Below are 23635 nucleotides of genomic sequence, written 5' to 3'. Positions count from 1 at the left end.
AACCTAAACTGCCCCCTTGGGTTTCAAGTTTGAAACAACTTTTCATGTTGGAATAATCCAGTGACTATGACGGAAAAGAATAGCGAGCTTGATCAGGCTACCTTGAGATTGACGGTCGGGGCCTGCGCTTCACTCTACGTCATTGTGGTGGCCTGTCTGGCCAGTGACTTCGATACCTATGTACCGATCCTGTGGTACATGGCCTTTTTCTTCGGCGTCGCGGTCCCGCTGCGCATGGCGATCAAGCGCTGGCCCGGGCACTTCTTCCTGCGTCGTCTTTTTGCCATGACCCTCGACTATGCAAGCCTCGCCTTCGCCTTGATCGTGGGTGGAGAAGGCACGCTACCGGTCTACGCTGCATTGCTCTGGGTCACGCTGGGCAATGGCATGCGCTTCGGCTCGCGCTACCTGGCGCTGGCAACCGTTATCGCGCTGTCGACCCTGGTGGTGATTTTCCTGCTCACGCCGTTCTGGCGTGGCCAGCCCTACCTGTTCCTGATGCTGATCGTCACCACCATCGTGGTGCCTGCCTACGCGCATATCCTGCTGACCCGAACCCGCATCGCTTCGGAGGAGGCGATTGCCGCGAACCAGGAGAAATCCCGCTTCCTGGCCCAGGCCAGCCATGACCTGCGCCAACCGATCCACTCGATCGGCTTGTTCACCGCCTGCCTGCGCGATGCCCGGTTGGGCCAGGAAGAGTTGCGACTGGTGGACAACATCGACCGCTCGTTGCACATCGTCTCGCAGCTGTTTCGTTCCATCCTCGATATCTACACCCTCGATAACGGGCAGCTTGAGCCGCAGGCCGAGCCCGTACACTTGGGCGCGTTGCTGCAGGACGTGGTCAAGCAGAACACCGAAGCGGCGCGCTGGGCCGGTGTCGAGTTGCGCCTGCGGCCTTGCCGGCATTGGGTCAATGTCAACGCCGGCCTGTTGGCGACCATGGTGCAGAACCTGGTCTCCAACACACTCAAATATGCCTCCGGCCAACCGGTGTTGATCGGCGTGCGGCCGAAAGGCAGCGGCCTGGCCATCGTCATCTACGACAAGGGCCGGGGCATTGCCGCCGAACACCTGCCCGAGGTGTTCAAGGAGTTCTATCGGGTGCGCCACGTCCGTGACAAAGACGTCGAGGGGTTGGGCCTGGGGTTGTCCATCGTCAAGCGAATCAGCCACCTGATCAATCTGGACATCCAACTGGACTCCCGGCTCGGCAGAGGTACCCGCGCGATGATCCAGGGGCTGGAAACGGTCGCGCCAAGGGCGATGGTGGACAGGCCGGTGTCCACCCATAGCCGTTTGCAAGGGCTGCGAGTGTGCCTGGTGGAGGATGACGCCAACGTGCTGATGGCGACCTCCGCGCTATTGGAGAAGTGGGGGTGCGAAGTGCAAACCCACAGCGACGGGGTGGGCGTGACCAGCGACTGCGACATCATCATTGCCGACTTCGACCTGGGCACGAAGGTCTCCGGTTCCGAATGCATCGCCGCGATTCGCGAACAACGGGGTTGGGAAGTCCCCGCCATGATCATGACCGGCCATGAAATCGAAAGAATTCGCCATGCGCTGCACCACATGAACATTTCGATCCTGGCCAAGCCCGTGCGGCCTCCGGAGTTGCGGGCGACCTTGCTCGAGCTGACCAAGAACTTTGCCAGCGTCAGGACCTGACATCTGTTCGGGCCATTCCTCGTTCTTCCACCATTCCATTTCATGAAACGGTGGATTGCAGTTTGTGCGTATTCCTGCGCCGCCGCTTTGGGCAGAAGATGACCCCAGCCACTTGCACAACCGTGCAAACGATGGCGGAGAATCCCAAACCGAAGCGCACTGGCGCAGGCGTTCATGCTGCGAGCGCGAGGAGTAGCTGATGGACGAAGCCTTGCAAGCAAAAACCTCGCCCTGGCACGAAGGAGAGCTGGCCTTGCAGCGCTCCGTCGGGGCAGTCGACATGATGGCCAGTGTCGGTCAACGGCAATTGGCGCGCACGTGGATGCCGGACCAGCACCGGGAGTTCTATGCCCAGTTGCCTTTCGTGGTGCTGGGGGCGGTGAATCGGCAAGGCGACGTCTGGGCGACCCTGCGCGCTGGGCAACCGGGCTTCATGAACTCGCCCGATCCGCAGACCCTGCACATCAACCTTGCGCCTGAGCCGAACGACCCGGCCCAGGAGGGCATGGGCGAGGGCGATGCCATCGGGATGCTGGGCATCGAGTTGCACACCCGCCGGCGCAACCGCATGAACGGTGTCGTACGTCGTCAGCTTGCCCCGGGGCTCGAGATTTCAGTGAGCCAGGCGTATGGCAACTGCCCTCGCTACATCAACCTGCGCCAGTATCACTTTGTCGACGCGCAGGCCGTGGCGCCGCGTCAACTGACCGTGTCAGACCCGCTGGTGCGGCGCCTGGTGACGGCGGCCGACTCGTTCTATATCGCCACCTATGTGGTGCGCGATGGCGAGCGGCAGGTCGATGCGTCTCACCGTGGCGGCAAGCCGGGGTTTGTGCGCATGGATGAAGACGGATCGCTGACCATTCCGGACTTTTCCGGCAACCTGTTCTTCAACACGCTGGGCAACATCCTGCTCAACCCACGGGCCGGGCTGGTGTTCGTCGATTTCCAGACGGGCGATCTGCTGCAAATGAGTGGCTCGGCGCAAGTGCTGCTGGACGATCCCGAGATCAGCGCGTTCCAAGGCGCCGAGCGGCTGTTGCGCTTTATCCCGCAACGCATCGTTTATCGCCCAGCCGCCATTGCGCTGCGCTGGACGGACCAGGACGAAGGCGACTCGCCCAATTCATTGATGACCGGCAGTTGGGAGCAGGCCGCCGAGCGCTTGCAGGCCGAGGCGCTGCGTAGCCGCTGGCGTGCGTTGCGGGTCGCGCGGGTGGTGGATGAGAGCCACAACATTCGCTCGTTCTACTTGCAGGCGAGCGATGGCTTGGGTTTGCCCCGGTTTGAAGCCGGGCAACATTTGCCGGTGCGGATCCTGCTGGAAGGGCAGAACGCACCATCGATCCGGACCTACAGCGTATCCAGTGCGCCGTCGGATGATTTCTTGCGCATCAGCGTCAAGCGCGATGGCTCGGTGTCGTCCCATCTGCATGATCAAGTGCAAGCGCTGCACGAGATCGAGGCGCGGGCGCCTCAGGGCCATTTCACCGTCCAGGCCACCGAGCGACGCCCATTGGTCTTGTTGGCCGCAGGGGTGGGCATTACGCCGCTGTTGTCGATGCTGCGCGAGGTGGTTTACCAGGGGCAACGTATCAGCCGCATGCGCCCGGTCTGGCTGGTGCAAAGCGCTCGCTCGGTGGCCGATCTGGCGTTCCGTGACGAAATCGACGAACTGGCCGCCCGTGCTGGCGACAAGCTCAAGGTTGTGCGCATGGTCAGCCAACCGCCCACCGAGAGAGAGGACGCCGAAGGCTATGACCTGGCGGGCCGGATCGATGTGGAGCTGCTCAAGAAACTGCTGCCGCTCAACGACTACGACTTCTATTTGTGCGGGCCGGGCAGCTTTACCCAGGCGCTGTACGACGGGCTGCGCAAGCTGCGCATCCCTGACGATCGCATCCACGCGGAAACCTTCGGCCCCTCCACACTTGTGCGGGATCTCGAAGTCAGCATGCCAGCGCCCCAGCAAGTGCCGGTTGCGAGTGAAGCGGTGAAGGTCTTGTTCGCCAGCTCTGGCAAGGAGGCACGTTGGGAGCCCGGCAGTGGGACGCTGCTGGAACTGGCCGAAGCGCGCGGCCTGAACCCGGAATTCAGTTGCCGCGGCGGTTCCTGTGGAACCTGCAAAACCCGCTTGAGCCGCGGTCAGGTGCACTACTTGAGCCTGCCGGCCGAACCGGTTGGTGAAGGTGAGGTGCTGATCTGTTGCGCCGTACCGGCCCAGGGGAGCGAGCCGTTGGTGCTTGAGGTTTAGGCGGCCTGGCTGTTTCACCAGGTGAAAGGGTGGCTTGTAAAAGCGGGTTATTCCGCTGTCCGGGACAGGAGCAGAGGATAGCGCCATCGACGCGATCACCGCTTCGGGCGAAAAAAACATGGAGTACGTCATGTCTGAGAAAGCGCTCGAACTTTATCTCCACCCGCTGTCGGGGCAGGCCCATCGTGTCGAGCTGATGCTCTCGCTGTTGGCCTGCCAACGCTCGGACTACATCGTCGAGCGCCTGCGCGAGCACCCGGCCCTGCGAGCGAATGTTTCTTGAGTGTCAGCTCGCGCTTGGGCCCAGCATCCCGCGGCGCACGCGTCCTGGCGCCTCGCCGTAGAGTTCCTTGAATTTCTTGCTGAACGCGGCCTGGGATTGGTAGCCAACCTGTACGGCAATATCGCTCAGCCCCAAGTGTGAGTGGCTGAGCAGGCTGAAGGCCAACTCCATGCGTACTTGCGTCAACAACACCCACGGCGAGACGCCGGCCACCTTGACGAATGCGCGCATGAAGTTGGCCCGGGACATGCTCGCGATGTCCGCCAGGCCTTGGATGGTCCACTCGTGCGCAGGGTCCGCCAGCATCGCCTGCCAGGCCCGGCCCAGGCGTTTATCGCCGAGCAGGGCCAGCGAGCCGCTGTCCTGACCCTGGCTGGCCAGGTGTGCACGCAGGATCAGGGTGAACAGCGCCTGGGACAGGGCATCGAGCAAGAAGCGCGCGCCGACCTTGTCCCCATCCGCTTCTGCGCGCATGACCGCCACCAGCGCCGGTAACGGTCCATTGGCCGGTAATGCGCCGCTGGGAATCACCAGGTATTCGGGCAAGGCACCGAACAGCAACGAAGCCCGGTTGAAATGAAAGCCCCCGCAAAGCATGTCCAGCTCCGCGCTGGCGCCGCCAATGCGATGAATCGGCAAGGTGCCCCCGGTCACAACTCGGGGGGAGGTCGGCGTCACTGTTTTGCCAGGGCTGTGCATGAGGTGGGGCGCGCCTCGCGGCAACAGCAGGATGTCACCGGCGCGCATGGGCAAGCGCTGCCCATCGGCAAGCTCGACACGGCATTCACCGGCCAGCACGATGTGATAGGGCGCTATGCCCAGGGCTTGCTGCCCGTGATCCAGGGCCCAGTCACCCTGGAACTGACAGCGCAGGTCCAGGCTGCCGCGCACGTTGGCCAGGCTGATGAGTTTATCGATCGCATTCATTTGAGCGTTTCGCCAAAAAAAACTGAGCGCATTGAGCAAACCCGAGTGGCGCCAGGGTGGAAAACTGAGGGCGTCAAAACAGTACACCCAACCCACTCAGGAGTTAATGCCATGTTCAATAACTGGTCCGAAATGTTGCCCACCATTCAGAAAGCTTTCGGCGCGCTGGGCCGCAGCAACCCGAAAATGGTCAAGGCCTATATGGCGCTAGGAGAAGCCGCCAGCGAAAACAATGTACTCGATGCCAAGACCCGCGAGCTGATCTCGATCGCCATCGCCGTCACCACCCGCTGCGACGGTTGCATCGCCGCCCACACGGACGCGGCGATCAAAGCCGGCGCGAGTCGCGAGGAGGTCGCAGCGGCCTTGGCAACCGCGATTTCGTTGAATGCGGGGGCGGCCTATATCTACTCGCTGCGCTCGCTTGAGGCGTATGACATGCTGAAAGCGCCGGTGTGATTTGTATGTGTGTATATCCGTTGCTGCGGCAACGGATATACACACAACACCCCTCAAATTGCTGGCGAAGGCTGGCGTCTTTGTGATGCGGATGCTGAAGCAAACGCCGATCAGATAACGCAGAACCCATGGCGAGGAGAGCTCCTCCATTTCAATGTAGAGAACTAACCCATCAAGCCATTGCTCCTAATACAAATACCAGGATCAACGTGCGGGTCGCGCCAATGGAAAATGTCAGTGTCTACACAATCGGTCATTCAACCAGGAGCATTGAGCAGTTTGTGCAGACATTGAAAAGCTTCAACGTCGAGATGATCGTCGACGTCAGGACCGTTCCCAGATCGCGGACAAACCCTCAGTACAACCTCGATACGCTCCCGGAACAGTTGTCGCCCTTCGGTATCGAGCATGAGCAGATTCGGGAACTGGGCGGACTGCGGAAAAAATCCAGGATCGTTCCCGATGACCTCAATGGGTTCTGGGAAAATCGCAGCTTTCACAATTACGCGGATTACGCGTTGTCGGACGAGTTCGAGAAGGGGCTTGAACGGCTCATGACCCTCAGCCGGACCCGACGATGCGCCATCATGTGTGCCGAAGCAGTCTGGTGGCGTTGCCATCGGCGGATCATCGCGGACTACCTATTGCTCCGTGACAGGGAGGTCTTCCATATCATGGACAAAGACAAGGCCAACAAAGCCGTATTGAATCCTGCCGCGAAGGTGCAAGGGTTGAAGCTGTCATACCCTGCAACCCAAGCTTGAGCAAGCGCCGGATAAACGATCACCTCAGCGGCAGAAAAAGCTCGGTAATGGTTTCGTTCTCTGCAACGTCCGGAAAGAACGTCATGCGCTGGCAATAGAGCGGGAAATTTCCCGGTTCCTCACCACTGGCCGGCAGCCACTCCCTGTACAGAAACGACGCGGCGGGTTCGAGATCATCGCCTGCACCCTCGACCCGCAGGACTGCACAGCGACTGGCCGGAATGCAGCCTTCCTTGATCGCTTGCCCGTTCGGCATGATCGGCTGGTCCGTTCCAGCGCATAAATCCAAGCGATAGTCTTCCGGGGGCGTCGTATGCGGGTCAGCGTGAAATACGTTGAAGGTCGGACTGATCGGCGGGATCAGGCCGACACTGCGCCGCCAGGCAATGAAACGTTGGATCGTCGTACCGAGCGTCGAGGGATCGCCTCGGTGTTCCATGATCGCGACGGTTGTCGCCGCAACCCTGCGGATCTGTACGTCGCTGGGCTGATAGAGGGTGGGCATGAGACTGTTCCTCGCTATGTGCAATGGCTTGAACGTCGTACTCCAGCGCTCCCAGTCGGGAGCCTTGCGGAAACTCGATGGTTGTTGTCCCACGCGTTGTCGAAATACACGGGCAAAGGCATCAGGTGCGGTGTAACCAGCGTCCATGGCGATATCCGTGATCGTTTCACGTTCGCGAAATGCCAGCTTGTAGGAGGCGCGTTTCATGCGGGCGAGTTGGACATAGCGATTCAAGGGCAAATTGAACTTCGCCATGAACTGCCGGTGAAAATGGTATTTCGAAAAAGCCGCAACGCCACTCAACGTATCCAGGTCCAGGCAGTCATCAAGATGCAGGTCAATGTAATCGAGCACCTTCTGCATCCGGGACTGGTAGCGCTTGTGTGTGTCGGTCATGGTTTTCTCCCGTTGAGGACACCAGCATGAGGCCGACAAGCAAAATGCGCTCGACCGATCTTGCTGTCTTGAGCGCCCAGCCTGGTGACAGGCCATGCATTAGGTCTTGGCCGGCGCGTCGATCAGCCGGCAAGTCCCCAGGAAATAAAACACACCACCGGCAACAATGAACAGGGCGAGCATGTAGAAGATGTAGTGAGGCGGCTGCGTTGCCAATACGACGCCACACAGCACCGGTCCGGAGGCGGCGCCGAGGTTGCCGAGATTCTGCGCGGCGTAGTACATGCCGCGCAGATGGTCGGGGGCGATGTTGTCGATGAACATGTATTCAGCGGGGAAGACGATGATCTCACCCACCGTGAACACCGCCATGGCGATCACCCACACCAGGAGGGTGTCGGCCAGGGCGAAACCGGCCAAGCCGAGGATGAACAGGCTCAGCCCCGCCGCCAGCCACAGGTTCAGATGACGGTGGGAAATCTTTCGGCCGATGGCGTATTGCAGGCTGATCACCATCAGCGCGTTGGTCGTCACAAGGGCGCTGATGATGCGGTAGGTGAACTGCGCTGTAGTCGTGACCACCAGGTACTGTGAGAGATAGGCCGTGAACTGGCCGAAGACCACCGCGCTGAGCAGGCCGCCGAGGGTGAAGCACACCAGGCGGTAATCGCGCAGCAGAAGTTTGCCTACGGCCAGGAAAGGTGCGGGTTTACCGCTTTCGCGAGCAAGCTCGCTCCCACAGTGGCTCGCATCGACGACCGCCAGGCCCCTGTCGCCCCAGCGGAAATAGACCAGGCAGAATCCGGCACCCAGCATGCCGGACAACAGGAATGGAAGGCTGATATCCAGCTCGGCTATCCCCGCACCGAGAAATGGCCCAACGGCATAGCCGATGTTGGTCAGCGTGTATTTGATCGAGAACGCTTCGCTGCGCTCGGCGACTGGCAGCAAGCTGCCAAATCCGGCCTTGACCGCGATATCGATGACGGCATAAGCCAGGTTGATCAGCACCAGGCAGCTGTAGAACAACCAGAGATCGCGAGCCAGGAACGTTCCGAGAAAACCCGCCGTGAACAGTCCGCTGAACCCCAGGATGAGCCGGTGGCTGGGCACGTTGTCCACCAGGAAGCCGCCGTAGAGGCTCAACAAGGAGCCGATGATCAATGTGCTGCCGATCACCAGGCCGATATCGGCAACGTTCAGTCCAAAGCTGTCCGACAGGTAGATGACCAGGTAGGGCAGTGTGATTGCCCGGGCCAGCGTCAGGATGAGTGACGCTGAAAGCAGCAAATTGACTGACGTGGGATAGCGTTTAAGGGTAGCGAGCATCCTTGCCTCATACGACCGCAGATGTTTATGGGAGGGCCAGCGTCGTCTCGCGGACGGACACGCGGCTGCCAAGCTTACTGAGGAATCACGTTCTGATTTATGATGTTTTTTCCCGTATTGGTTGAACTCAATTCACGAATTAAGGATGCCCATGTTTTCCTCGGAGCGATTGAAGGGGCTCGATGTATTTGTCTGCGTTGCCGAGTCCGGCAGCTTCAAGGCCGCCGCAGAGCGGATGAGCCTGACCAGTTCTGCGATCAGCAAAAGCGTTGCGCGCCTGGAGAGCCGGCTTGGGGTTCGACTGTTCGATCGCACGACTCGACGTGTTTCGCTGACTGATGCAGGGCGCGCCTTCCTTCGCACCTGCACAGGTGTGCTGGCAGACCTGGAAGAGGCTGAATTATCGCTGCACGCTGAAAACGCCGAGCCACGTGGCAGAGTTCGAATCGATCTTCCCGGGGCCTTCGGCCGATCCCAGGTGCTGCCTATCGTCTTGCGATGCCTGCAGGACTACCCGCAACTGGTGCCACACATTTCGTTCTCCGATGGCTTCATCGACCCTGTGCAGGAAGGGGTGGACATTGTGATCCGTTTGGGCGGCGCGGACATTTGGCCGGCCACCTGGGGGCATCGCTATCTTGGCCGCGAATGGCATATTTTCTGTGCATCACCTGCGTATCTGGCCAGGCATGGCACGCCCCTGATCGACCTCGATCTGGAACATCACCAGTGCATCGCCTACGGTTGGCCGGATGGAAACGTCAGCCCCTGGAATTTTGCCGGGCGCCACCGGGGCGAAACGGTCAGCAAACAGGTTGCGCCAACGTTGGTGGTGGGCGATGGCGAGGGCCTGGTGATGGCGGTATTGGCAGGTTGCGGTATTGCCCAATTACCGTCCTGGTTGGTCCAGCGGCAACTGGATGAGGGGACATTGGTTGAAGTGCTGCCCCAGTGTGCAACTGATGGAATGGCGATCAATCTTGGCTGGCAGAAAAACCGTGGGACGCTGCCCAAGGTCGCGGCTTTATTGGATGCGCTGACGGCCAGTTTGGCTCAGGCGGCAGGAGGGCGGGCGCAACGGCTATAGAAGTTCTTGCCCTTGGTGCCCCGACTAAGTCGACACCGCATCATGGCAGCAGACGCACAGCTTGTTGCCATCGAGGTCTCGAAAGTAGGCGCCGTAATAATCGGGGTGGTAGTGGGGCCTCAAACCGGGTTCTCCCTCACACGTCCCACCCAGTGCCAGTGCTGTTGCGTAGCTGTTCCTGACGGCTTCCCGGCTGGGCGCAAGCAGGGCCACCATCTGTCCGTTGCCGGGTTCGTGCGCTTTGCCATCAAAGGGTTTTCCAATCACGAAGATCGGACGCGGTGAATGCTCGGCAATCCATCCAGCCCAGCCTTTACTGGCATCGCTGAATTTCAATGTAAGGCCCAGTCCGTCCATGAGTTTTGAATAGAACACGAAGGCGCGATCAAAGTCGGCGATACCTAGAAAAACATGCGAGATCATGATGGCTACCGTTTTGCCTGTGGGCGCGAGGAATGTTTGAAACGCCTACGTACGCTGCCACAGCAATCATCACGCTGCCAAGCCCCGGCTGTTAAGACTCGTGCTCAGACGCTCGATGCCTGGCTTGCCGGGCTTCGGTGCCGACGACCAGCCAGATGCCGATTGCGGATACCGCCATCCCCAACACCATCTGCCATGAAAGCGGTTCGTTGAACATCGCCCAGGCCCAGAGCATCGTAATGGGCGGGCTGAGATACAGGACGCTGGCGACCCGGGTTGCGGTCGCGCGGCGCAGGCACAGCCAGTAGAGCCCATAGCCGCCCATCGTCGACAGGCCAGCCGTCCACAAGACGCTCAGTGCAAATCCGGTGCTGGGTACTGGCGCCAGGCTGCCATGGGCGCCTTCGACCAAGGCGAAGGCCAGGCCCGAAACGCAGCATTGCAGCCACAAGTTAGGCAACAGGCCCAGCGATTGCGCGGGGGGTAGATATTTCTGCCACAGGGTCGCGACGGCGAGCGAGAGCATGCCAAGCAGCGGCAGGCCATAGGCCCACCAGGGCGCGCTGCCCCACGCCAGCGCACCTTGGGTCACCAGCATGACGCCGAGCAGGCCGATGAGCAGCCCGGCCCAGACCTGCCAGGCCAGTCGTTGCCGCAGTACGCCCGCAGCCAACAGCGCCAGGCCCATCGGCAGCAGGTCGGCGACAAGCGCGGCCAGGCCCGTCGGCACACCCAGGGCGATGCCTTGGGTGATACCGGCCAGGTAGCCCGCCATCGCCAGAAGGCCGATGCCGGCATTTTTCAACAGCACGATGGGTGACGTTCGGCGCAGCGCTCTGGCGACGAAGGGTAACAGGACCAGCGTGACCACGACGCAGCGCCAGAACACCACCAGCAATGCTGGTGCGTAATCAATGGAGAAGCGCGCGCCGACGAAGCCGGAGCTCCACGTCAGCAGCAACGCCGCCTCGAGCAATGGCAATGGAATCAGCCAGAGCCAGTCGGGCTTGGGCAGTGAAGTGCAGCTCATCGATTTATTCGGGTTCATGACCACAGGCTACGAAACCCGCGTAATCTAATAAATCAAAATGTAATGCATCAGTCATTCGCGAAAATTGAATCATGACAGCCATACTTGATATCGACTTGATACGTACCTTTCATGCGGTGGCGCGGATCGGCAAATTCAGTGCGGCGGCAGAACAGCTGCACAAAAGCCCGGCGGCGGTCAGCGTGCATATTCAGCGCCTGGAAGCGGTCGCTGGCGGGCGCCTGCTCAACCGGGACAATCAATCGGTGTCCCTCACCGCGTTGGGCAAGCGTTTGCTCGTGGCGACGACGGAACTGCTGAGCACCCATGACCGGGTGCTGGCCGACCTGCACGGAACCCGGCTGGCGGGACGCATCACCTTGGGCGTGCCGGATGAATACGCCGAGCATGTCATCCGCGACATCCTTCCGACCTTCGCCGCCGCGTGGCCCAACGTGGTGCTGGAACTCAAGACCGCGCCGAGCTACGCACTCCGTGACCTGGTGCAGCGCGGCAAACTCCAGGCAGCGGTCGTTGCGCAGCCGAAGGGGCAGGTCAGTGCTGGCGGGCAGGTGCTGGTTTCCACCACGCCGGTCTGGGTCGGGCCGGTCCACGCGACGGTGGTTTCGATGGAGCCGCTGCCGCTGGCGGTGCATGCGGCGCAATGCCCTTATCGGCAAGCGATGATGGAGGCCCTCAGGCAAAGCGGCCGCAGGACCCGAGTCGTCCTGGAAAGCCCCTCCAACCAAGCCGTCAAGGCGTGTGTGGAGGCCGGGTTGGCGATCAGCCTGATAGACCGTGCCCGGGTGACGGATGCGATGCAGATCCTCGAAGGCCTGCCGGTCATCGCGGAGCACGAGGTGGTGTTCATGCGAGCCCAGGCATCACACGCCGATGAGGCGGTGAACCTGCTTTCCCGTGCCATGCAACAGTATTTCCGGCTGTAGAACCGGTCCAGGGACTGCTGCGCCGTCCAGCGGGAGCAAGCTCCCTCGCCACGGGGTTGCGCCCGTACTCAAAAATGAAGTCGAGCGCTGCTTTTGTGGCGAGGGAGCTTGCTCCCGCTGGGCTGCGCAGCAACCCCAAGCTCCCCCATGGCTAGGTCATGCCGACAGCGGCGGCGTCCGCGGCGGGATCAGGCGTTTTGAACCAATCGATTCAAACGCCGAAGCCAGTCGCAACAGCGTCGAATCGTCATAGGCGCGGCCAGCGAACGTGAGCCCGACGGGCATGCCGATGTCCGCCATGACGCCCATCGGCACGGTGACAGTCGGCACGCCCAGATGGCGGATGGCAAGGTTGCCATTGGCGACCCAGACGCCGTTGCTCCAGGCGATATCGGCAGACGCCGGGTTGATGTCCGCATCGGCCGGCCCGACGTCGGCGACGGTGGGGAAGATCACCGCGTCCAGGCCCAGCCGCTCCATCCAGTCTTCCAGATCGATTCGCCGTGTCTCTTCAAGCCCACGCAGGCCGTCGGGCAGGGTCGGGATCTGGTCCCACGGCGTGATGCCGCGTTGGGCCATCTTCACGTATTCATCCATGCCGGCGGCCAGATCGTCCTCTCGGTTGGGCAGGGTGCCCGGGTCGTGGGGGAAGATCTTCGGCCCGTCGACGTCGGCCAGGCGATTCAACGCTGGATCGCCGTTGGCCCGCAGGAAATCATCGAATGCCCAGGCCGACAGGTCCCACAATTCATGGTGCAGGAACTCTTTGGAAACCAGGCCGCGGGTGAATACCGTGGGTGCGCCAGGACGATCGCCCTCGCAATTGGACACCAGGGGGAAATCCACCTCGACCACTTCGGCGCCACAGGCCTCAAGCGCCTTGCGCGCTTGCTCCCAGAGCTCGATCACCGAGGCGCGGGTGATGATTCGCTGCCCCGTCGGGCCACCGATGCCGGGGGCCTGGGCCGTGCCCGCTTCAGGATCGGCGTTGATGTACATCCGAGGCACGCCGAACCGAACGCCTGCCAGCGCACCGGGGGGGCTGGCAAGGCTTGGATACGAGGCCGGACGAACCGAGTCAACGCTCGGAATCGGCACCCAGGGTTGCAGGCGCCACAGGTCGCCACGGGTGTCCGGGTCCTCGGCGACCACTATGTCCAGCACTTCGAGCAGGTCGGCCATGGTCCTGGCGTAGGGCACGACGACGTCCATCGTCGGCGTCAACGGCCAGTTGCCACGCACCGAGATCACGCCGCGCGACGGCGTATACGCGCACAAGCCATTGTTCGACGCTGGACCGCGCCCGCTCGACCAGGTTTCTTCGGCAAGGCCGAACGCCGCGAAACTGGCGGCAGTTGCCGTGCCCGCACCGTTCGAGGAGCCGGAGGCAAAGGGGGCAGTGAGGTAGTCGCCGTTGTACGGGCTCTCGGCACGGCCATACACCCCGCGCTGCATGCCGCCGTTGGCCATGGGCGGCATGTTGGTCTTGCCCAGGCAAATGGCCCCGGCGGCACGAAGCCGTTCGATGGTGAACGCATCGCGATAGGCAACCAGGTCCTTGAACGCCGGGCTGCCGGAAGCGGCGGTGAGCCCCTTGACCAGGTAACTGTCCTTGGCCGTGTAGGGAATGCCGTCAAGCGGCCCCAGGGTCTGGCCGCTGGCCCGACGAGCATCGCAGGCCTGGGCCTCTTTCAATGCATCGGGGTTGCGCACCACCACCGCGTTGAGGGCGGTGGGCGTATCGGGGCCGTCATAGGCATCGATCCTGGCGAGGTAGGCCTGGACAAGCGCTACCGCCGTTGTCTGGCCCGACTCCAGCGCAGCGCGCAATTGGGCAATGGAGGCTTCGGTGATTTCGATCATGCTGTTAGCGCCGCGGCAGAGGGATGGCGGGGTGTTCGGGTCCATTGAAGTTGCTCCTGAGACTTCAGGTCATCTCAAAGTGGATATTTATCGGACTTGCGCACTGTACTACGGAATGGCGATCAGGGGCAGTTCAGGTTTGACCGGACTGTCTCTGGAACGATCCAAAATCTGCCACCTTCAGACTTCGTTAAGAAACGGCCTCGATACTTTCTCCCAATAGCCCGAGGGAGAACGTTGACCCATGCCCGATTTCGACTGGAACATCCACTTGCCGCTGGCCTTCGGTGACGCCGGCCCGCCGGTTCGCCACTTGTACCGGGCCCTGCCGGACCACCCACGGCGCGCAGAGTTCGAAGCGTTCATCCAGCAGCGTTTTCGCCAGGTCCATGGCGCCGATATTCGTCACTTCATGCCGGAGCTGTTCGGGCTCGACGATGTCCACGGCACGCTCTGCGCAGCCGCTGGCGTGCGCCGGGCCGTACAGGGGCCGCTGTTCCTCGAACGATATCTGGACAGCCCCATCGAGCCTTTGATCAGCGCCGCCGCCGACCGTCCGGTGGACCGCGCCGGCATCGTCGAGGTTGGCAACCTGGCCGCCAGCGACACGGGCAGCGCCCGGCTGAGCATCATCGCGATCACTTATCTGTTGGCCATGGGCGGCCTGGAGTGGGTCGCGTTCACCGGCAATATCGGCCTGGTCAACAGCTTTCATCGCCTGGGCCTCAAGCCTGTGACGCTGTGCCCGGCCGACCCGCAGCGCCTCGGCGAGGACCGCCATCTCTGGGGTCGCTACTACGAGAGCCAGCCGTGGGTTCATGTCGGCAACATCCGCGCCGGTTTCATTCATTTGCGCAATAGCGGCCTGTTCAATCGCCTGGGACTGCCTACGGACCTCGGAGAAACCAGCCATGTCGCCTGAAATGGAACGCTTCAAGCGCACCCTGCGCGGGCACGCTGAACGCAGGGGCCATGCCGTGGCGCTGTGGGGCGACGGCTCGCAGCTCGACTACGCGACACTCTATTCCGAAGTGGTGTACCGCCAGCAGCGCCTGCGCGATGAGCACATCAGCGTGGTCGCCCTGGCCCTGGACAACGGCATCGAAGCGATGCTCTGGGACCTTGCCGCACTGTTCGAAGGGCTGACCTGTGTCATCCTGCCCGGTTTTTTCAGCCAGGCTCAACGTCGGCACTGCCTGGAACAGAGCCAGGCCGAGCGAGTGATTGCCGAGCCTGCGTTCGACGCAGAACTGCAAGCTGCCGGGTACCAGCACAGTGGCGAATTCTGGCGGCGGCACTTCGACGGGCCGAGCCGTCTGCCGGCAGGCACCGCCAAACTGACATTCACCTCCGGCACCACCGGCACGCCCAAAGGCGTCTGCTTGAGCGCCGACAGCCTGTTGCGGGTGGCCCGTGAACTGGAGCAGGCCAGCCAACCGGTCGAGGCCAGGCATCACCTGGCGTTATTGCCCTTGGCGATTCTGCTGGAAAACCTTGGCTGCTACGCGGCGTTGTATGCCGGAGCCATGCTGAGCCTGCCCAGCCAGAAGACCCTCGGCATCCAGGGCGCCAGCGGGGTCGACCCGACGCGCCTGCTGGGATGCCTGGCCGAGCGTCGGGCGCACAGCCTGATCCTGGTTCCGCAGCTGCTGTTGATGTTGGTCACGGCAGCCGAACAGAAGATGTTCAACCCGCACATCGTGCGCTTCGCCGCCGTTGGCGGGGCACGGGTGTCCCACGATTTGTTGCAGCGGGCCCAGCGTGTTGGCCTGCCAGTGTTTGAAGGCTATGGGCTGTCGGAATGCGCCTCGGTGGTCTGCCTCAATCGGCCCCAGGCCCATCGTGCCGGCAGTGTCGGCCAGCCGCTGCCCCATGTGGAGATCCGCTTGGCCGATGACGGCGAAGTCCTGATCAAGGGCTCGACCCTGCTGGGTTATCTGGGTGAACCCCTGCACACCGGCGAGTGGTGGCCCAGCGGCGACCTGGGTGAATTCGACGAAGACGGTTTTCTTTACCTGCGCGGTCGCAAGAAGCACCAGTTCGTCACCAGTTTCGGTCGCAACGTGAACCCCGAATGGGTTGAAGCCGAACTCACCCAGGGCGGTGACATTGCCCAGGCCTTCGTTTATGGCGAAGCCTTGCCGCACAACCATGCGCTGCTCTGGCCCGCCCGGGCCGACTGCACGGATCAAACGTTGGAGCTGGCCGTGGCCAAGGCCAACGACACGCTGCCCGATTACGCACGGGTCCATCGCTGGACGCGCCTGGACCAACCTTTCAGCGCTGCCAACGGCATGCTCACCGCCAATGGCCGGCCCCGCCGGGAGGCCATCGTCGAGCATTACCGCGCGCAGCTCACTTCATCTGTCTTGTCCGAGGAATCCGCATCATGAGTTTTTTTGACACGTTGCAAGAAGCCACCCAGCAAGAGCGCCAGACCCTGTTCAATCTGCCAATCATCCGTGACGCCCTCGACGGCCAGGTCAGCCTGGCCAGTTACCGGGGTTTCCTGATCCAGGCGTATTACCACGTGCGCCATACGGTGCCATTGATGATGGCCTGCGGAGCGCGCCTGCCAACGCACCTGGAATGGCTGCGCAAGGCGGTGTGCGAATACATCGACGAAGAGTACGGCCATGAACAATGGGTGCTGGATGACATTGCCGTGTGCGGTGGCGATAAGGAGGCGGTGCGCAACGGCCAACCTTCGTTGCCCATTGAGCTGATGGTCAGTTACCTCTACGACTTGATCGCCCGAGGCAACCCGGTAGGCCTGTTCGGCATGGTCAATGTGCTGGAGGGCACCAGTATCGCCCTGGCGACCCATGCCGCCGACAGTATCCGCCAGCGCCTGGAATTGCCGCCTACGGCGTTCAGTTACCTCAGCTCCCATGGATCGCTGGACATCGAGCATATGCAGACTTATCGCGGCCTGATGAACCGGCTGGACGATCCGGCGGACCAGGCTGCGGTGATCCATGCCTCCAAGGTGGTGTACCGGTTGTACACCGACATGTTCCGGGGCCTGCCGCGCGACGGGGAGCATGAACATGCGCCTGTGTGATGCCCGTGTCGTGCTGACTGGCGCCAGCGGCGGAATCGGCCAGGCCATCGCCGCCGCCCTGTGCGCCAGTGGCGCGCGGGTGCTGGCCGTGGCCAGGCATCGCGAAGCCTTGCAGCCGTTGCTGGAGCAGTATCCGCAGCAATTGAGCTGGGTCGAAGCTGACCTGACCTTGCTCGCCGACCGGCGCAAAGTGCTGGTCGCCGCCGAGGCCCAGGGCGGCATCAACCTGCTGATCAATGCCGCTGGCGTGAACCATTTCGCCATGCTCGAACAACTCGACGACAGCGAGATCAACGCCATGCTGGCGTTGAACATCAGCGCGCCGATCTGCCTGACCAAACTGCTCTTGCCGCTGCTCAAGCAGGCTGACAGCGCGATGGTGGTCAACGTCGGTTCGACCTATGGATCGATCGGCTACCCGGGCTACGCCAGCTATTGCGCCAGCAAGTTTGCCTTGCGCGGTTTTTCCGAAGCCTTGCGCCGGGAGTTGGCCGATACCCGTGTCGGGGTGCTCTATGTAGCGCCCCGGGCCACCCGTACCTCGATGAACAGCCCGGCGGCCGACGCGCTCAACCAGGCCCTGAAGGCCAACGTCGACGACCCGCAAACCGTAGCGGCGGCGGTGATCCACGCGATCATCGGCGACCGACGCGAACTGTATCTGGGCTGGCCTGAACGCTTTTTTGTCGGCCTCAACAGCCTGCTGCCCAACTTGGTGGACCGTGGCCTGCGCAAGCAATTGCCGCTGGTGCGCCGCCTCAGTCACAAACCTGAAAACGAGCACCTCAAACCATGAAAAAAATCCTCGCTTACCTATTGATCGGCACCCTGAGCCAAAGCGTCTGGGCGTTGGAGGCGGCCGACCAGCAACGTCTCAGTGACATCCAGCAGCGTTGGGCCCACATTCAATATGAATTGCCCGAAGGCCAGCGTGCCGATGCGTTCGAAAAGCTCGCCGTCCAGGCCTCGGCGTTCAAGCAGGAGCGCCAGTCGGTGGCCGAAGCGTGGATCTGGTCCGGCATCGTCAACAGCAGTTGGGCCGGCGCCAAGGGTGGGATCGGCGCGCTGGGCAAGGTCAAGGATGCCAAGGGTGACCTGGAAAAAGCCCTGACCCTGGACCCCAAGGCCCTGCAAGGCTCGGCCTACACCAGCCTCGGCGCACTCTACGACCGAGTGCCGGGCTGGCCCCTGGGATTCGGCGACTCGGACAAGGCCGAGCAATTGCTCCAGCAGGCGTTGCAACTCAACCCCAACGGCATCGACAGCCTGTACTTTTGGGGCGATCACCTCTACCGTCAAAAGCGCTATGGCGAAGCCAAGGCAGCGCTTCAAAAAGCCTTGCAGGCAGCACCGCGGCCGGGTCGAGAAACGGCCGATGCCGGGCGCCGCAAGGAGATCGACGCTTTACTGGTGAATGTGAACAAGCAACTGAACTGACAGGAGCGTATGTGCGTTTATTACTGATCGAGGATGACGTGGCCTTGGGCGAAGGCATCCATCAGGCCCTGAGTCGCGAAGGCTATACCGTCGACTGGGTGCAGGACGGCAGCAGCGCCTTGCATTCATTGCTCAGTGAAGCCTTCGACCTGGCGGTGCTCGACCTGGGCCTGCCACGCATGGATGGCCTGCAAGTATTGCGGCGCTTGCGTGACAGTGGTTCCAACCTGCCGGTGCTGATCCTCACGGCCCGGGATGCCACCGAGGATCGCATTGCCGGGTTGGACGCCGGAGCCGATGACTATCTGATCAAACCGTTCGACCTGGCAGAACTCAAGGCCCGGCTCAGGGCCTTGTTGCGCCGCAGCGCCGGCCGCGCCCAAGCGTTGATCGAACATGCCGGCATCAGCCTGAACCCCGGCACCCAGCAAGTCAGTTACCAAGGCAAGCCGGTGGCCCTGACGCCCAAGGAATATCAGCTGCTCCATGAACTGCTCTCGCCACCGGGCCGTGTCATGACCCGCGATCATCTGATGCAGTTGCTCTATGGCTGGAGCGAGGAGGCCGAGAGCAACACCCTGGAAGTGCACATCCATCACCTGCGCAAGAAATTCTCCACGGACCTGATCCGTACCATCCGCGGTGTCGGTTACCTGGTGGAGGAGCGCCGATGAGTTCGATCCGGCGCCGCACCCTCACGTTGATTCTCGGCCTGCTGTTCCTTGGCCTGTTGATCATCACCGTCTTCAACCTGCATGACAGCAACCACGAAATCGCCGAGGTCTACGATGCCCAGTTGGCGCAGAATGCCCGGCTGCTGCAGGGCGTGATGCGCATGCCGATGGCGAGCAAGGAGCACGCCGAGTTGTACCAGGCGTTCAATTCGGCATTGGGGCAGGCGGTGCCTAAAGTTGACGGTCATCCCTATGAAAGCAAGATCGCTTTCCAGGTCTGGAACTCCCAAGGTTCGGTGCTGGTTCATACGTCCAGCGCACCGTCGTTCACCTCACCGCCTGGCGCACCGGGCTTCAGTGACATCGTGGACCGGAACAACCGTAAGTGGCGGGCGTTCGTCCTGGACGATGCGCAATACGGCTTGAAGATCTGGGTAGGCGAGCGCGACGACGTGCGTGCCGACCTGGTCGATCGCATTGTTCGCCACACCGTCGTGCCGAACCTGATCGGCAGCGTGGTGCTTGCCGTGGTGATCTGGTTGGCCATCGGCTGGGGGCTCAAGCCTCTGGTCGATATGGCGGCAAAGTTGCGGGCCAGGCATCCCGGCTCACTTGAACCCCTGCAAATGATGCCGCTCCCTACGGAGCTTGAGCCCATGCAGGCGGCGCTCAACCGCGTATTGGCGCAAATCCAGGAGGTGATGGGCCGTGAGCGGCGCTTCATCGCCGACGCCGCCCATGAAATGCGTACGCCCTTGGCCGTGCTGCGGGTGCATGCACAGAACCTGATGGAGGCGGGGAGCGAGCAAAGCCGTCGCGAGTCCCTGGAACACCTGATCGCTGGCGTCGATCGCACCACGCGTCTGGTCAATCAACTGCTCACCATGGCGCGGGTCGAACCGCAGGCAGGTGTTCCGACACCGGCAGTCATAGATTTGCCCGCCACGGTTCGTGCCAGCCTGGTTCAACTGACGCCCTGGTTGTTGAGCAAGGGACTCGAGCCGGTGCTGGATGTCAGCGATGACATCGGCCCGGTTCGAATCGACCCGGTGGCCATCGACATCGCCTTGAACAACCTGGTGACCAACGCGGCCAATTTTTCTCCGGCCAACGGCACGATCACCGTACGACTGGTCAGGAAGGACGATCACTACGAGTTGTCAGTCGAAGACCAGGGGCCAGGTATCGACGAGGCCGAGCGGGAGCGGCTCTTCGAGCGGTTCTACAGTCGCGGCAACGACCAGGGGGCGGGGTTGGGGCTGACGATCGTGCGCACCATCGCGGCTCGTCTGGGGGGGCGCATACGCTTGGAAAATCGTGCCGAGGGCGGGCTGTGCGCGACCTTGGAAATAGGGCGCTTCTAGGCGATTCTTCGGCGCCATGACAGGTTGCCGACCTCATCGGGTGGTTCAAGCGGGCGCGTCGCCCCTGGGTTGTTCGGCGAGAAAGTCGACGATCTCGCCGACCGTGCTGCGAGCGGTACGTGTAACGCCGATCAGGGTGGCGGAAGCCGAACCCGTCCACTCGCCGTAGCCGACCAGCCACAGCCTGGGCTCTTGTGTCGAGCGGGTGCCCTCGACCGCCACGCGACCTTCGTTGTTGAGCACCCCCAGCGCATCAAGGTGCTGCAGGGCAGGCCTGAAGCCGGTGCACCAGATCACCACGTCCACCGCCGATTCGCGGCCGTCGGCCCAGATCACACCGTTGCGGCTAAAGCGCACGAATGGCCTGACCGACTGCAGGGCGTTGCGTTCACGGGCCTCGACCACCGACGGCACCATGACGATGTCACCCAAGCCTCCCACGGGTTGGTCGATGACGCGACCTTCCTGCTGGGCCTTCCAGCGCTCGGTTGCACGCTCGAACAACACCCGTCCATCCACTTCGTCGGGAAGGAACAGCGGCTCGACGGGAGTGACCCAAGTGGTCTCGGCGATTTTCGACACCTCGGCCAGAATCTGCGCCCCTGAATTACCGCCACCCACCACCAGGACTTTCTTGCCGGCGAAAGGGGACGCCTCGACATAGTCCGCCGAATGCACCTGCTGGCCGGCGAACAAGGCCGCATCAGGGTAGTGAGGGATGTAGGGGTTGCTCCACGTGCCCGTTGCACTGACCACGACCCGGGCGTCCCATTGCCTGTCCGGGGAATGTACGCGCAAACCCTTTGCTGTGCGTTCCACACGCGTGACTTGTACCGGCCGTACCACGGGCAATCCATAGCGCTGTTCATACTGCGTGAGGTAGTCGATCACATGGTCTCGTGACGGATTGCCATCCTGTGTGGGGGGCATCATCCAGCCGGGGATCGAACTCCAGGTCGCCGGGGAAAAGAGTCGTAGCGAGTTCCAGCCGTGGCGCCAGGCACCACCGGGTTCTGCCTGGGCGTCGAGAAGGACGAACGACAGAGGCGTGCGTCGCAGGAAATAGGCCACCGCCAAGGCTGCTTGGCCCCCACCGACGATGACAACGTCAAATGTCTCGGGCTGTGAGCAGGGCATGGCGGCGAATCCTTCGGTTGAGGGAGCCAGTTGCAAGGCTCCAAGAGGGGCTTGCAAGGTCAATGGCCGTTCCAGGAGAAAGGCCGCTGTGCGCCTCAGCAACGTTTGCAGGTCTTGATGCCCAGCAACGAATAGAGCGGGCAGAAGCGAAAGATACCCGTGGCCAGTGGCACCAGGCCAATCCAGCCCCACGCGCCGATCAAGCCCGTCAGGCTCAGGATGATGAGGACAAGCCCCACGGCAATACGTGCGCCCCGGTCAATGGTTCCAATGTTAGCTTTCATGGCACTCTCCCGATCAATGAACGCGCCGGGTTTCCAGCGCGGTGAACAGCAACATGCCCGCCAACATGGCCAGCATGAACACAACGGCTTGCCAGTGTCCGGTCAGCAGGATGGCCACGGCGGGGCCAGGGCAGATGCCGGCGATGCCCCAGCCGATGCCGAACACCAGGCTGCCGCCAATCAGGCGTGGGTCCAGTTCTCGCTTGACCGGCAACTGCATGGGGCTGCCCAGCAGCGAATGAGTCTGTTGTCGCGCCCAGGCCAGCGGGACAATGGCGGTGCCAATCGCCCCGATCATCACCAGCGCCAGGGACGGGTCCCAAGTGCCGGCCAGATCCAGAAAACCCAACACCTTTTTCGGGTTGGCCATGCCTGCCAGGAGCAGCCCGAAGCCAAAGAGCAAGCCCGCGATGAATGCCGTCAGTTTGCGCATGTTCAAACCCCCATCACGTGACGCAGGACAAATACCGTGGCGAAACCGCTGAGCATGAAACACGCGGTGGCGACCATCGAACGCGGTGAAAGGCGTGACAGGCCGCACACGCCATGGCCACTGGTGCAGCCTGAACCGTAACGAGTGCCGACACCCACCAACAGGCCGGCGACAGTGAGGCCGAACCAGCCGTTCTGGAACTCGATGGGCGGCAAGGTCGCAAACACGCCCCATACCAGCGGCGCGACGAGCAGGCCCAGGAGAAACAGGGCCTTTTCGCCCAGGCCTTCGCTGCCCCGCTGCAGCAGGCTGCCGATCAGCCCGCTGATGCCGGCGATCCGGCCGTTGGCGACCACGAACAGGCTGGCCGCCAGGCCAATCAACATGCCGCCGGCCAGGGATGACCACGGCGTAAAGTTGAGCCAGTCAAGATTCATCAGCGTTCTCCAATGCACAATCGTTGATATTGCACCAGGCGATTCAACCCAGGGCTTTTACCAGCAGCGCGACCGCTACCAGCGTGGACACAAGGGCGAAGCCTCTTTGCAGGTAGGGTTCCGGCAACCTCGCAGCGACCAGGCGCCCGCCGAGCATGCCGACGATGGCCCCCATGGAAAAGGGTAGCGCTATTGGCCATTGCAGGTGGCCCATCGCCGAACTCGCCAGCACCCCTGACATGGAAACCAAAGCGATGACGGTCAGCGACGTGGCGAGCACAGACTGCGTGGTCAAATTGGTGTACCGCTGGAGCGCCGGAACCATGACGAAACCGCCACCCACACCGAGCAGCCCGGAAAGCACCCCGGCGATCATGCCCGACGCCGTGAGCGCCCATGCGCAAGGTCCGGTCCAGTTCAGCTTGCCGCGATTTTCGTCCAGGACACAGGGCGGCGGTTTGCGCGTGGCGGATGCCTTGGCCCCGACGCGAGCGGGCAGTGATTTTTGCAAGGCCCGGAATGCCACGTATATCAGCAACAAGGCAAACAGGATCGTCAACGGACGGTTGGGCGTGCGCTGCGCCAACCAAAGGCCCAGCGGTGAGCAGATGACCCCCGCACTGGCCGTCAACAGTGCAGCCTTGTAGCGCACGATGCCGTTGCGCAGGCCCATCACGGCGCCCAGGGTGGCGGCCAGGCCCACTGCCAGCAAACCGATGGGCCCCGCTTCGGCCATGCTCAAGCCCACGCCAAAAACCAGGAACGGGACGGCGAGTATGCCGCCGCCGGCCCCGGTCAGCGCCAGGATCACGCCTACCGCAAAACCCAGTACCAGGACTGCAATCATCTCGGTCTCCTGGAGCA

25 protein-coding genes are annotated in these 23635 nt (G+C 62.2%); 14 read left to right on the top strand and 11 right to left on the bottom strand.

What is annotated here, in order from left to right; genetic code table 11:
• Positions 1-66: 66 nt before the first annotated feature.
• The 3 genes from AC09SL_RS07360 (at position 67) to AC09SL_RS07350 (ending at position 4211) form a co-directional block, all read left to right on the top strand.
• A complete protein-coding gene (locus tag AC09SL_RS07360) occupies positions 67-1674 on the top strand; it encodes an ATP-binding response regulator (protein WP_058545396.1) in 1608 nt (535 codons plus the stop codon).
• A 199-nt stretch (positions 1675-1873) separates the two neighbouring features.
• Positions 1874-3928 (top strand): 2Fe-2S iron-sulfur cluster-binding protein, encoded by a 2055-nt coding sequence (locus AC09SL_RS07355; RefSeq protein ID WP_058545395.1) that lies wholly within the window; start codon positions 1874-1876, stop codon positions 3926-3928.
• Positions 3929-4058: 130 nt separating this feature from the next.
• Positions 4059-4211 (top strand): thioredoxin domain-containing protein, encoded by a 153-nt coding sequence (locus AC09SL_RS07350; RefSeq protein WP_231139226.1) that lies wholly within the window; start codon positions 4059-4061, stop codon positions 4209-4211.
• A gap of 3 nt (positions 4212-4214) precedes the next feature.
• Here the strand turns inward: AC09SL_RS07350 and AC09SL_RS07345 are convergent, their stop codons facing one another.
• On the bottom strand, positions 4215-5138 hold the full coding sequence (locus AC09SL_RS07345; protein WP_058545394.1) for an AraC family transcriptional regulator: 924 nt from the start codon (positions 5136-5138) through the stop codon (positions 4215-4217).
• A gap of 111 nt (positions 5139-5249) precedes the next feature.
• Here AC09SL_RS07345 and AC09SL_RS07340 point away from each other — a divergent pair, with 111 nt between their 5' ends.
• Both AC09SL_RS07340 and AC09SL_RS07335 read left to right on the top strand, forming a co-directional pair.
• Positions 5250-5597: a carboxymuconolactone decarboxylase family protein gene (locus AC09SL_RS07340; RefSeq protein WP_058545393.1), complete on the top strand. Its 348-nt coding sequence runs from the start codon at positions 5250-5252 to the stop codon at positions 5595-5597.
• Positions 5598-5821: 224 nt separating this feature from the next.
• On the top strand, positions 5822-6361 hold the full coding sequence (locus AC09SL_RS07335) for a DUF488 domain-containing protein (RefSeq protein WP_058545392.1): 540 nt from the start codon (positions 5822-5824) through the stop codon (positions 6359-6361).
• Positions 6362-6380: 19 nt separating this feature from the next.
• On the opposite strand, the gene AC09SL_RS07330 is transcribed toward AC09SL_RS07335, so the two are convergent.
• Together AC09SL_RS07330 and AC09SL_RS07325 are read right to left on the bottom strand one after the other, a co-directional pair.
• A complete protein-coding gene (locus tag AC09SL_RS07330; protein ID WP_058545391.1) occupies positions 6381-7262 on the bottom strand; it encodes an AraC family transcriptional regulator in 882 nt (293 codons plus the stop codon).
• Between the two features lie 99 nt (positions 7263-7361).
• A complete protein-coding gene (locus AC09SL_RS07325) occupies positions 7362-8591 on the bottom strand; it encodes an MFS transporter (protein WP_058545390.1) in 1230 nt (409 codons plus the stop codon).
• A gap of 151 nt (positions 8592-8742) precedes the next feature.
• Here AC09SL_RS07325 and AC09SL_RS07320 point away from each other — a divergent pair, with 151 nt between their 5' ends.
• Positions 8743-9678 carry a LysR family transcriptional regulator gene (locus tag AC09SL_RS07320; protein WP_058545389.1) on the top strand — a complete coding sequence of 312 codons (936 nt, stop codon included), beginning with the start codon at positions 8743-8745 and terminating at the stop codon, positions 9676-9678.
• Positions 9679-9702: 24 nt separating this feature from the next.
• On the opposite strand, the gene AC09SL_RS07315 is transcribed toward AC09SL_RS07320, so the two are convergent.
• Entirely contained in the window at positions 9703-10101 is a 399-nt protein-coding gene (locus AC09SL_RS07315) for a VOC family protein (protein WP_058545388.1), read from the bottom strand.
• A gap of 91 nt (positions 10102-10192) precedes the next feature.
• Positions 10193-11149 (bottom strand): DMT family transporter, encoded by a 957-nt coding sequence (locus tag AC09SL_RS07310; RefSeq protein ID WP_058545387.1) that lies wholly within the window; start codon positions 11147-11149, stop codon positions 10193-10195.
• A 74-nt stretch (positions 11150-11223) separates the two neighbouring features.
• Here AC09SL_RS07310 and AC09SL_RS07305 point away from each other — a divergent pair, with 74 nt between their 5' ends.
• Positions 11224-12078 carry a LysR family transcriptional regulator gene (locus AC09SL_RS07305; protein ID WP_058545386.1) on the top strand — a complete coding sequence of 285 codons (855 nt, stop codon included), beginning with the start codon at positions 11224-11226 and terminating at the stop codon, positions 12076-12078.
• A 156-nt stretch (positions 12079-12234) separates the two neighbouring features.
• Here the strand turns inward: AC09SL_RS07305 and AC09SL_RS07300 are convergent, their stop codons facing one another.
• Entirely contained in the window at positions 12235-13941 is a 1707-nt protein-coding gene (locus tag AC09SL_RS07300; protein WP_058543495.1) for an amidase, read from the bottom strand.
• 244 nt (positions 13942-14185) lie between these two features.
• On the opposite strand from AC09SL_RS07300, the gene AC09SL_RS07295 reads away from it, so the two are divergent.
• From AC09SL_RS07295 to AC09SL_RS07265, 7 genes are read left to right on the top strand one after another with little or no spacing between them, the layout of a single operon-like run.
• Positions 14186-14863 (top strand): thermostable hemolysin, encoded by a 678-nt coding sequence (locus AC09SL_RS07295; RefSeq protein ID WP_058543493.1) that lies wholly within the window; start codon positions 14186-14188, stop codon positions 14861-14863.
• Positions 14853-16334, top strand: coding sequence for an AMP-binding protein (locus AC09SL_RS07290; protein ID WP_058543492.1), 1482 nt, complete (start codon positions 14853-14855; stop codon positions 16332-16334). The genes AC09SL_RS07295 and AC09SL_RS07290 overlap by 11 nt, the downstream gene beginning before the upstream one ends.
• On the top strand, positions 16331-17005 hold the full coding sequence (locus AC09SL_RS07285) for an iron-containing redox enzyme family protein (protein ID WP_058543491.1): 675 nt from the start codon (positions 16331-16333) through the stop codon (positions 17003-17005). Before AC09SL_RS07290 ends, AC09SL_RS07285 begins: the two co-directional genes overlap by 4 nt.
• On the top strand, positions 16992-17801 hold the full coding sequence (locus AC09SL_RS07280; RefSeq protein ID WP_058543490.1) for an SDR family oxidoreductase: 810 nt from the start codon (positions 16992-16994) through the stop codon (positions 17799-17801). Before AC09SL_RS07285 ends, AC09SL_RS07280 begins: the two co-directional genes overlap by 14 nt.
• Complete coding sequence (locus AC09SL_RS07275; protein ID WP_058543489.1) at positions 17798-18442, top strand: tetratricopeptide repeat protein; 645 nt, start codon at positions 17798-17800, stop codon at positions 18440-18442. Before AC09SL_RS07280 ends, AC09SL_RS07275 begins: the two co-directional genes overlap by 4 nt.
• Positions 18443-18453: 11 nt before the next feature.
• The gene (locus tag AC09SL_RS07270) at positions 18454-19116 is read left to right on the top strand and encodes a response regulator (RefSeq protein ID WP_058543488.1); all 663 of its coding nucleotides are present in this window, start codon (positions 18454-18456) and stop codon (positions 19114-19116) included.
• Entirely contained in the window at positions 19113-20480 is a 1368-nt protein-coding gene (locus tag AC09SL_RS07265; protein WP_058543487.1) for a sensor histidine kinase, read from the top strand. The genes AC09SL_RS07270 and AC09SL_RS07265 overlap by 4 nt, the downstream gene beginning before the upstream one ends.
• A 45-nt stretch (positions 20481-20525) precedes the next feature.
• On the opposite strand, the gene AC09SL_RS07260 is transcribed toward AC09SL_RS07265, so the two are convergent.
• From AC09SL_RS07260 to AC09SL_RS07240, 5 genes are all read right to left on the bottom strand, one after another.
• Positions 20526-21617, bottom strand: coding sequence for an ArsO family NAD(P)H-dependent flavin-containing monooxygenase (locus AC09SL_RS07260; protein ID WP_058543486.1), 1092 nt, complete (start codon positions 21615-21617; stop codon positions 20526-20528).
• A gap of 95 nt (positions 21618-21712) precedes the next feature.
• Complete coding sequence (locus AC09SL_RS07255) at positions 21713-21901, bottom strand: YgaP family membrane protein (protein ID WP_058543485.1); 189 nt, start codon at positions 21899-21901, stop codon at positions 21713-21715.
• Positions 21902-21914: 13 nt separating this feature from the next.
• Positions 21915-22334 (bottom strand): DUF6691 family protein, encoded by a 420-nt coding sequence (locus AC09SL_RS07250; RefSeq protein ID WP_058543484.1) that lies wholly within the window; start codon positions 22332-22334, stop codon positions 21915-21917.
• A 2-nt stretch (positions 22335-22336) separates the two neighbouring features.
• Positions 22337-22771, bottom strand: a complete 435-nt coding sequence (locus AC09SL_RS07245) for a YeeE/YedE family protein (protein ID WP_058543483.1) — start codon at positions 22769-22771, stop codon at positions 22337-22339.
• A 43-nt stretch (positions 22772-22814) separates the two neighbouring features.
• Complete coding sequence (locus AC09SL_RS07240) at positions 22815-23618, bottom strand: sulfite exporter TauE/SafE family protein (protein ID WP_058543482.1); 804 nt, start codon at positions 23616-23618, stop codon at positions 22815-22817.
• Positions 23619-23635: the final 17 nt, after the last annotated feature.

It is taken from the genome of Pseudomonas sp. PF05, from assembly GCF_056521845.1.
This window is presented reverse-complemented; position numbering and strand designations above follow the sequence as displayed.